Source organism: Methylobacterium sp. WL6, from assembly GCF_008040095.1.
Lineage (GTDB): Bacteria > Pseudomonadota > Alphaproteobacteria > Rhizobiales > Beijerinckiaceae > Methylobacterium.
This window is the reverse complement of sequence record NZ_VRVH01000530.1, coordinates 1-1,688: the sequence shown is the minus strand read 5'-3', so window position 1 is coordinate 1,688 and position 1,688 is coordinate 1. Positions and strand designations below refer to the sequence as shown.

Genomic DNA, 1,688 nt, shown 5'->3' with positions numbered 1-1,688 from the left:
GCCCCGGCGCAGCCTTCCCCTGAGCCGGCCGCCGCCGAGGAGCCCGCGCCCGCAGCCCCCGCACGGGCTCCGGAGCCGGTGGCGGTGGTGCTCAGCGAGCCGTCCGATCCCGACCGGCCGAAGCGGGCCGGCTGGTGGTCGCGCACCAAGGCGGCGCTCACCGGCGAATGAGCCTGCGCGAGACGGGCTGAACCGGATCCGGCTCACGACATCCCGTGTCGTGAGCCGAATATTTAGGGGCATGGACACCAATCGGCCGCGGGCGGCCGGGTGGAGCGCCGTTCCTGCGTCCGCCGCCGCCGGTCGCGCCGGGCGGTCCCCACGGCCCACGGCAACGGGTCGAGGTCCCGGGAACAGCCGAATGTCGGCCGCTCTCTGAGCAAACGCGCCCGGTCTAAACCCCTTATTGACCTATTCCATCTTAGGTTGAAGCTTTACGGCAGGGGACACAATCGATGTTGAGCTACTTCCGCAAAGCCAGGACTGAAAGGCCGGCCCTTTCGGTAGTCGCTCCCGCCAGCGTTGCCCCCGCCGTCCTCGACCGCGTCGCCGACGAGGCCCCCGCGCCGGTCGCGCCGCCGGCCGACCCCGAGACGTTGCGGCTGCCCGGGCGCCTGTCGGCCGCGGCCTCCTCGGCCGGGACCTCGATCGGCTGGCTCACCCACGATTCCGCCCAGGTCGCCGACCAGGCCCGGCTGATCGCGGCGGCGAGCGAGGAACTGGCCGCCTCGACCAGCGAGATCGCCGCCCGCTCGCAGACCTCGGCCGAGACGGCCGAGCGTGCGCGCGAGGGCATCGTGGTCTGCGCGGCCGACATGCGCCAGGCCGGCGAGCGGATGCAGGAGATCCAGGTCGGCACGTCCGAGATCGGCGGGCGCCTCGAAGGCTTCGCGGCGGCCGCGCGGCGGATCGAGGAGATGGCGACCGCGATCGCCTCGATCTCGGCCCAGACCAACCTGCTGGCGCTCAACGCCACCATCGAGGCGGCGCGCGCCGGCGAGGCGGGGCGGGGCTTCGCCGTCGTCGCCGGCGAGGTGAAGGCGCTGTCGGGCCAGACCGCCCGCGCCACCGACGAGATCCGCGCGCGGCTCTCCGCGCTCCAGACCGAGCTGTCGGCGATGCACGCCGCGGTCGGCCACAGCCGCGCCGCGGTCGCGGCGGGTTCCAAGGTGATGGACCGCGCCAACGCCCGCGTCGAGGCGGAGAGCGCGGCGGTCGCCGAGGCCGCCTCGGAGATGCGGGCGATGGCCGAGGTGATGGAGCAGCAGATCCTCGCCACCGGCGAGATCGCGACCAATGTCGGCCGGATCGCCGCCGGCACCGAGAAGTCCCGCGGCGAGATCCAGGACGCGATCGGCCAGCTCGAGGCGCTCGAAGCGATGAGCCGCACCCTGCTCGACCGCATGGACGGCGACCCGCTCACCCTCGCCCTCGCCCGCCTGCCGGCCGACTGCGCCGCCTGGAAGCGCCGCCTCGCCTCGGTGCTGATCGGCGCGGTGCCGCATACCGGCATGATGACGATCACCGTCGATCCGATCCTGCCCGCCGGCGTCCGCGCCGGCGTCGCCGATGCCGCCGCCGTCGCGCCCTTCCTCGCCATGGACGTGATGGCCGCCGCCATGTTGACGGCGAGCGCCAGCACGCCGGTGTTGAACAGGTAGGCGTAGACCGTCTGCACGGTGGCGATC

1 protein-coding gene is annotated in these 1,688 nt (G+C 73.6%); it reads left to right on the top strand.

Translation table 11 applies throughout. From position 1 onward, the window contains the following. The first annotated feature begins 455 nt into the window (after window positions 1-455). The gene (locus tag FV230_RS28055) at window positions 456-1,661 is read left to right on the top strand and encodes a methyl-accepting chemotaxis protein (protein ID WP_147844692.1); all 1,206 of its coding nucleotides are present in this window, start codon (window positions 456-458) and stop codon (window positions 1,659-1,661) included. Window positions 1,662-1,688: the final 27 nt, after the last annotated feature.

Bases quoted from the DNA above. Each gene is read 5' to 3' on its own strand.
- FV230_RS28055 (WP_147844692.1), top strand. From the start codon at position 456: ATGTTGAGCTACTTCCGCAAAGCCAGGACTGAAAGGCCGGCCCTTTCG.